Origin of the sequence: Actinomadura sp. GC306, assembly GCF_004348665.1 — a bacterium.
In the GTDB taxonomy this organism is placed as follows: domain Bacteria; phylum Actinomycetota; class Actinomycetes; order Streptosporangiales; family Streptosporangiaceae; genus Spirillospora.
Genome location: NZ_SMKM01000316.1, coordinates 1 through 7,109 on the forward strand (window position 1 = coordinate 1; position 7,109 = coordinate 7,109).

9 protein-coding genes and 1 riboswitch are annotated in these 7,109 nt (G+C 70.3%); of the genes, 6 read left to right on the forward strand and 3 right to left on the reverse strand.

Annotated elements, in window-relative coordinates; all coding sequences use genetic code 11:
- Positions 1-33: 33 nt before the first annotated feature.
- Positions 34-96, forward strand: a riboswitch (guanidine-III (ykkC-III) riboswitch).
- A gap of 33 nt (positions 97-129) precedes the next feature.
- From E1200_RS29205 to E1200_RS29220, 4 genes are all read left to right on the forward strand, one after another.
- A complete protein-coding gene (locus E1200_RS29205) occupies positions 130-453 on the forward strand; it encodes a multidrug efflux SMR transporter (protein WP_131955301.1) in 324 nt (107 codons plus the stop codon).
- Positions 454-587: 134 nt separating this feature from the next.
- A complete protein-coding gene (locus E1200_RS29210; RefSeq protein WP_131955302.1) occupies positions 588-1,373 on the forward strand; it encodes a sporulation protein in 786 nt (261 codons plus the stop codon).
- A gap of 83 nt (positions 1,374-1,456) precedes the next feature.
- Positions 1,457-2,926 (forward strand): hypothetical protein, encoded by a 1,470-nt coding sequence (locus E1200_RS29215; RefSeq protein ID WP_131955303.1) that lies wholly within the window; start codon positions 1,457-1,459, stop codon positions 2,924-2,926.
- Between the two features lie 82 nt (positions 2,927-3,008).
- A complete protein-coding gene (locus E1200_RS29220) occupies positions 3,009-3,755 on the forward strand; it encodes an SDR family oxidoreductase (protein ID WP_131955304.1) in 747 nt (248 codons plus the stop codon).
- Between the two features lie 31 nt (positions 3,756-3,786).
- Here the strand turns inward: E1200_RS29220 and E1200_RS29225 are convergent, their stop codons facing one another.
- A complete protein-coding gene (locus tag E1200_RS29225) occupies positions 3,787-4,374 on the reverse strand; it encodes a rhomboid family intramembrane serine protease (protein WP_131955305.1) in 588 nt (195 codons plus the stop codon).
- 119 nt (positions 4,375-4,493) lie between these two features.
- On the opposite strand from E1200_RS29225, the gene E1200_RS29230 reads away from it, so the two are divergent.
- Positions 4,494-5,423, forward strand: a complete 930-nt coding sequence (locus tag E1200_RS29230; protein ID WP_131955306.1) for an NADPH:quinone oxidoreductase family protein — start codon at positions 4,494-4,496, stop codon at positions 5,421-5,423.
- A gap of 7 nt (positions 5,424-5,430) precedes the next feature.
- Here the strand turns inward: E1200_RS29230 and E1200_RS29235 are convergent, their stop codons facing one another.
- Positions 5,431-5,760 carry a WhiB family transcriptional regulator gene (locus E1200_RS29235; protein WP_131955307.1) on the reverse strand — a complete coding sequence of 110 codons (330 nt, stop codon included), beginning with the start codon at positions 5,758-5,760 and terminating at the stop codon, positions 5,431-5,433.
- A 155-nt stretch (positions 5,761-5,915) separates the two neighbouring features.
- Here E1200_RS29235 and E1200_RS29240 point away from each other — a divergent pair, with 155 nt between their 5' ends.
- Complete coding sequence (locus tag E1200_RS29240) at positions 5,916-6,374, forward strand: GNAT family N-acetyltransferase (RefSeq protein WP_131955309.1); 459 nt, start codon at positions 5,916-5,918, stop codon at positions 6,372-6,374.
- Positions 6,375-6,396: 22 nt separating this feature from the next.
- Here E1200_RS29240 and E1200_RS29245 read toward each other — a convergent pair whose 3' ends face one another.
- Positions 6,397-6,849, reverse strand: a complete 453-nt coding sequence (locus E1200_RS29245) for a DUF4352 domain-containing protein (protein WP_165950511.1) — start codon at positions 6,847-6,849, stop codon at positions 6,397-6,399.
- Between the last annotated feature and the right edge of the window lie 260 nt (positions 6,850-7,109).

Here is a 7,109-nt window from a genome sequence, read left to right on the forward strand (position 1 = left end):
GGAACAGCCGGGTGGGCGGTCGCGTTCTTGGGTGGTGAGGGCCCTTGGTCCTCCCGGACGAGGTGCGTCGTACCCGGTTGGCGAAGACGGCGCTTGGCAACGTCGTCTCTTCTCCGGGAGTAGCACCCCATGGCCTGGATCCTTCTCATCGTCGCCGGCCTGTTCGAGGTCGTGATGGCCTTGTGCCTGAAGGCGAGCAAGGGCTTCACCGAAGTACTGCCGTCCGCCGGGTTCCTCTTCTTCGCCGTGACCAGTTTCGGCCTGCTCAGCCTCGCCCTGAAGACCCTCGACGTCAGCACCGCCTACGCGGTGTGGGTCGGCATCGGCGCGGTCGGCACGGCCGCGCTCGGCATGCTGGTCATGGGCGACCAGGTCTCCGCGGCCAAGATCGTCGCGCTGGCGTTCATCATCGTCGGGGTCGTCGGGCTCAACCTGGCGGGCGGCGCGCACTGAGACCGGGCCACTGAAACCCAGCCAAGGCGGCGATTCCCAGGTCACGCGACCTTCCCGGAACGTAATGTCCCGTGACAGCGTCTATGGGACGGAAAGAGCGCTCGGGAGCGCGCTCGCTCAGGGAGGGACGGACCTTGGTCTTCAAGAAGCTGCGGCAGGCGATCGGCATCGGCGGCCCGTCGATCGAGACGGTTCTGCACAACCCCAACACCACGCCGGGGGGCGTGATCACGGGTGAGATCACCATCATCGGAGGCCAGTACAACTCCGACATCAAGGCGGTGAACCTGGCCCTGCGCACGAGGGTCGAGGTGGAGTCCGGCGACAACGAGTACACCACGAACCTGGAGTACGCGAAGCTGCCGGTCGCGGGCGGCTTCACGCTGCAGGAGGGCGCCCGGCACGCCATCCCGTTCCAGATGCCGATCCCGTGGGAGGCGCCGCTCACCCACATGTACGGGCAGCCGCTGCGCGGCACCACGGTCGGCGTCGCGACCGAGCTGGAGGTCGCGGGGGCGCTCGACCCGGGCGATCTCGACCCGATCGCCGTGCACCCCCTGCCCGCCCAGGAGCGCATCCTCACGGCGTTCTCCAACCTCGGCTTCCAGTTCCGCAACGCCGACTGCGAGAAGGGCCGCATCTGGGGCGTCCACCAGGAGCTGCCGTTCTACCAGGAGATCGAGTTCTACCCGCCGGGCCAGTACGCCCGCGGCATCAAGCAGCTCGAAGTGACGTTCGTGGCGTACCCGCAGTCGATGGAGGTCGTGCTGGAGCTCGACAAGCGCGGCGGCGTGTTCACCGAAGGGCGCGACGCGTTCAGCCGCTTCACCGTCGACTACGCGAGCGTCGAGCACACCAACTGGGAGCAGCAGCTCGACGGCTTCCTGCAGGACGCCGGACGCCGCAGGGGCTTCTTCTAGAACCCCGCGTCCCCGGCCGACGACCGGATGATCCCCTCCGCGGTGTTGATCACGGAGGGGATCGCCGCGTAGAAAGAGGTTCCGTGCCCCAGCCCCCCGGCCTCAGCGATGCGGAACGACGCCTCTGGGCCGCGTTCCCGTCCGGCGCGACCGTCGTCCTCGGCGACGACCGGCCCGCCGGCCCGCTCCCCGAACGCATGGTCCGCGCCGAGATCATCACCCGGCTGCTGCTCGGCGCGGAGGAACCGCGTCCGGGCATGGTCGCGGCCGTGCGGCTGCGCGGCGCCTACATCACCGGGCAGATGGACGTCTCCGGCGGCTCGGTCGCCTACGAGCTCCGCCTGGAGAAGTGCCGGCTGGTCGAGCAGCCCGACTTCTCCAACGCCACGACCCGGGAGATGCGGTTCGCCGACTGCCGGATGCCGGGCTTCGACGGCGGTGGCCTGCGCGCGGACGGCTACCTCAGCCTGTCCGGGTCGGAGATCGAGGGCGAGGTGCGGCTGCCGCGGGCGCAGCTCGCCGGCGGCCTGCGGATGAACGGCACGACGATCACCGCGTCCGACCCGGACAAGTGGGCGCTGTTCAGCGGCGGCCTCGTCGTGGAGGTCGGCACCTTCATCCGGGACGCGCGGATCAACGGCGGCGTGCGCTTCGTCGGGGCGCGGATGAACGGCGGCCTGTTCATGGAGGGCACCACCCTCAGCAACCCCGGCCGCATCGCGCTCGACGCCCAGAACATGGTCGTGGAGGACGCCGCCGAGTTCAGCCGCGGGTTCACCGCGCTCGGCACCCTGCGGCTGCGCAGCGGACGCTTCAACGGCATCCTGTCGTTCTCCCGGGCGCGGCTCGACTCCGGCGACCCCGAGCGGATGGCGCTGCACGCCAGCCACATCCAGGCCGACGAACTGCTGCTGTGGCCCGAGGAGAAGATCAAGGGCCGGGTGTCGCTGTCGTACTCCCGGATCGAGCTGATCATGGACCACCCGTCCGTGTGGCCGGACGAGCTGTACCTGAACGGCATGACGTACGAGACGCTGCGCGGCGCCGAGTTCAAGGACCGCCTCGACTGGGTCTCCCGGGACCCGGAGTTCCACCTCCAGCCGTACGAGCAGCTCGCGTCCTGGTACCACGGCACCGGCCACGACGACCTCGCCCGGAAGGTCCAGGTCGCCAAGCTTCGCGCGCGCCGCCGCATGCTGAACCCGGTCGGCAAGGCGTGGAACCACCTGCTGGACTGGACGGTCGGGTTCGGCCACCGGCCGTGGCTGGCGTTCGCGTGGTTCGCGGCGCTGCTCGCCACCGGGACGACGGTGTTCTCGATCGAGCATCCGCGCCCGGTCAAGCCGAAGGACGAGCTTCCCGAGTTCCACGCGCTGATCTACAGCCTCGACCTGCTGATCCCGCTCGACACGTTCGGGCAGCAGCTTTCGTACGACGCGGTGAACTGGTCCCGCTGGGTGGCGTACGGGCTGGTGACGACCGGCTGGGTGCTCGCGACCGCCCTCATCGCGGGGGCCGCGCGGGTGCTGCGCCCGTCCCAGAACCCGAACTAGGCGGCCGCGTGCCGGGACGGCCCGAACCGGGGAGCCGCCCCGGGCGTCCACCCTGGTAGCGGATCGATCAGAATGGACGGCCATGGGCACGTATGTGATCACGGGTGCGACCGGCGGCATCGGGACGGCGGTGGCCGAACTGCTCCGCGAACGCGGGCACGACCTCGTCCTGACCGGCCGCTCGCCGGAGCGGCTCGGCAAGCTGGAGGCGGCCCTGCGGAGCGGCGCGCACGCCCCCACGCAGGTCATCAACCCGGGCGCGGTGCCGTCGCCGCCGCGCAGCGCGGCCATCACCACGGTTCCGCTCGACCTGCGGGAACCGCGCCGCATCGAGGCGTCGCTGGCCATGGCCCGGATGCCCGCGCGGCTGGACGGCGTCGTCCACGCCGCGGGCATGGTGCATCTCGGGCCGGTCGCGGACACCGAGGCCGACGAGTGGATCGAGCACCTGTCGGTCAACCTCGTGTCCGCGGCGGAGCTGACCCGGCTGCTGCTGCCCGCGCTGCGCGCCGCCGAAGGGCACGTCGTCTTCGTTAACTCGACCGCCGGCCTGCGCGCCAACCCGCAGTGGTCGGCGTACGCGGCGAGCAAGTTCGGCCTGCGCGCCCTCGCCGACTCGCTGCGCGCCGAGGAGCCGTCCTTGCGGGTCACGACCGTCTACCCGGGGCGGACGGCCACGGAGATGCAGCGCAAGGTGCGTGCCCAGGAGGGCGGAACCTACGCCGCGGAGGACTTCGCCGCCCCCGCGACCGTCGCGCGGGTCCTGGTCTCGGCGCTGGAGACGCCCCGGGACGCGGTCGTCGCGGACGTCACCGTCCGGCCCAACTGAACGGGGACCGGGCGGTTCAGCTGCGGGCGGTTCAGCTGCGGCGCAGGAACCAGGCGCCGAGGACGCCGCCGATCAGCCCGAACAGGTGGCCCTGCCACGAGATGCCGGGTTCGCCGGGGATGACGCCGAGCAGCATCGTCCCGTAGACGGCGACGACCGCGATGGCGATCCCGATGTCCAGCAGGCGCCGCTCGAAGATCCCGCGGCCGACCAGGTAGCCGAAGAAGCCGAAGATCAGGATGCTGGACCCGAGCGTGTTCGCGGAGCTGGTGAACCACACCCCGAGCCCGCCGACCACGATGACGATCAGGCTCATGGCCAGGAACTTCGCGATCCCCCGCGCCGCCGCGATGAACCCGAGGATCAGGAACGGGACGGTGTTGGCCATCAGGTGCCCGAACCCGCCGTGCATGAACGGCGCGGTGAAGATGTCCGGAAGGTCGTTCACGTTGCGGGGCTGGATGCCGAACCGGTCCAGCCAGCCGTTCATCGCGTAGTCGACCGCCTCCAGCACCCACATCACCGCGGTGACGGTGCCGATCAGCACCGCCGAGGACAGCGCGCGGACGCCGTGCTTGGCGAGCCCTTCGGAACCCTGCCGTTCGGGGACATAGCTCATATCAGCCACCGTAAGTCTCGACCCTGCAAAGTCAACGAACGTAACGCCCGGAATGTGCCCGGCCCTTCCGGCCCTGCCCCGGACCCGGCACGTGGTAAGGCTTCCGGCATATTGGACGGATGCGCGCAGCGATCTGTGAGGAACTCGGCACCGTCGCCGTCCGGGAGACCGAACCGCCCGTCCCCGGGCCGGACCAGGTCCTCATCACCGTGGCGGCCGCCGGGGTCAACTACGTGGACGCCCTGTTCGTCCACGGGCGGTACCAGATCAAGCCGCCGCTCCCGTTCGTCCCGGGCAGCGAGGTCGCGGGCACGCTCCCGACCGGGGAGCGCGTCCTGGCGATGTGCGGGCTGGGCGGCTTCGCGTCGCACGTGGCCGTGCCCGCCGCCGCGGCCGTCCCCATCCCGGACGAGCTGGACTTCCCGCGCGCCGCCACCTTCACCCAGAGCTACAGCACCGCGCTGTTCGCCCTCCGCGACCGGGCCGCCGTGCGCCGCGACGAGACGCTCCTCGTCCTCGGCGCGGGCGGCGGGGTCGGGCTGGCGGCGATCCAGGTCGCCACCGCCCTCGGCGTCCGGGTGCTCGCGGCCGCCTCCACGCGGGCCAAGCGGGACGCCGCCCTCCGCGCCGGCGCCGAGGCCGCGCTGAGCAGCGACGACGACGTCAAGACCGCCGCCCGCGAATGGTCGGGCGGCGGGGTGGACGCCGTCTACGACCCGGTCGGCGGCGCGCTCGCCGATCCCGCGCTGCGCGCACTGCGCGAAGGCGGCCGCTACATCGTGATCGGCTTCGCGTCGGGGGACATCCCGTCCCTCCCCCTCAACCAGGTCCTGCTGCGCAACCGCACGGTCGTCGGCGTCGACTGGGGCGCCTGGTCGATGACGCATCCCCTGGAGCAGCGCCGGCTGCTGGACGAGCTTCTCGCGATGGTCGCCAAGGGCGACCTGTCCCCCGTCGCCCCCCGTACCGAGCCCCTCGCCTCCACGGCCCAGGTCATCGACGACCTGCTGAACCGCCGCGTCGTGGGCAAGGTGGCCCTTCTCCCCTGAGCGGTGCCTAGGCGGCGGACGCGTGCTCCGACTCCGACGCGTCCCCCCGGACGACGATGACGGGCAGCGGACGCCGGGCCGGGGCGTCGGCGGTGCGGCGCAGGTAGCGGCGCTCCTCCGGGGTCGTCCCTCCCCAGATGCCGTCGGGCTCGCCGACACGTAGCGCCCACGCGAGGCACTCGGCCTTCACTGGGCAGTTCGCGCAGATGGCCTTGGCGGCCTCCTCCTGCGCCTGGAGCACCGGTACCGAGTACCCGATCGGGAAGAAGAGGTCGGGATCGGCACCACGACAGATGGCGTGGTCGCTCCAGTGCTCCTCGTTCTCGTGGTGAGTCATGGCATCTCCCTGCGCGGTGAAGAGACCACCGGCAGTGCGGTTCGGCGGGGTGGTCCCACTCAACGTAGTACTACATGTCGTAGTACTACAAGACGTGCGTGAACGTTGCAACTTAGCGTCTGGATACCCTGTTACGTGTGAAGCGTGATCAAGAAGTGACCTTCCGCGAGGCGACGGTGGCCGACCTGCCGCAGATCGTCCGGCTTCTCGCCGACGATCCCCTCGGAGTTACCCGCGAAACACCGGGCGACGAGATTCCGGAGGCGTACTTCGCCGCCTTCACCGCGATCGAGAAGGACCCCAACAACCAGGTGATCGTCGCGGAGGTGGACGGCGCCATCGCGGGCACCCTCCAGCTGACCTACATACCGGGCCTCACCTACACCGGCGGCGAGCGCGCCCAGATCGAGGGCGTCCGGGTGGCGTCCGACCACCGCGGCATCGGGCTCGGCCAGCACATGATCGACTGGGCGATCGAACGGGCCCGGGAGCGGGGGTGCCGCGTCGTCCAGCTCACCACCGACCGGCAGCGCCCGCAGGCGATCCGCTTCTACCAGAAGATCGGCTTCCGCCCCTCCCACATGGGCATGAAGTACCACCTGCGCGACAACTAGCCGCCTCCGCCGCGCGATCGCGTCAAGCGACTTCGGCGCGAGCGATCTCGATCAGCAGCGGGCTCGTCATCGCGATGGTCGTCGGCCGGAAGTCGCCCTCGGCGCAGAACATGCCCTCGGCCTTCTCGCCCGGAGCGAGAACCGTCGTGTCGATCTCGTTCTCGTACATTCCGAGGGCCGATGTGCCTTCGTACCGGACGCCTTCCGTATCGGTGACCGAGAAATACAGGGGATTGACCTCCAGGGGCTTTTCGGTGCTGTTCGTCACGGTCACCCGGACGCAACTCAACGACTGGCCGGTGCTCAGGACGCTCGGCTTCCCCTCGGCCCGCTCGGCGCTCAACCCGATGAGCATGGACTCGGACGTGTCCACCTCGGCCGGGCCGCTGGGCTGCACGCTCACGGGCTCTTCCTCCGCCGGCGCGCACCCGGCGACGAAGAGGAGGAGCAGCGCCAGCGGCAGCCACAGGACCACCGTCCTACCGGCCATAGGACGACCTACCTCCGGAACATTCTGAAGACGATGTAGGTCATGTCCTGGTGATCTCCCCTCCCCACGATGACCCTCCTCCCAGGACTACTCCGCGGCCGACGGAACACAACCTCACATCGCAAAAGTGCGAATAAACAAGCACAAAGGGGATTCCGGGCAGTGCGGCGGGGGCCGGGAGCCGCGTACACGCCGGCCAAGGGACGCCCGGGGCGGCTGGGGCCGGGCGGGGCTGTGTGCTGGGT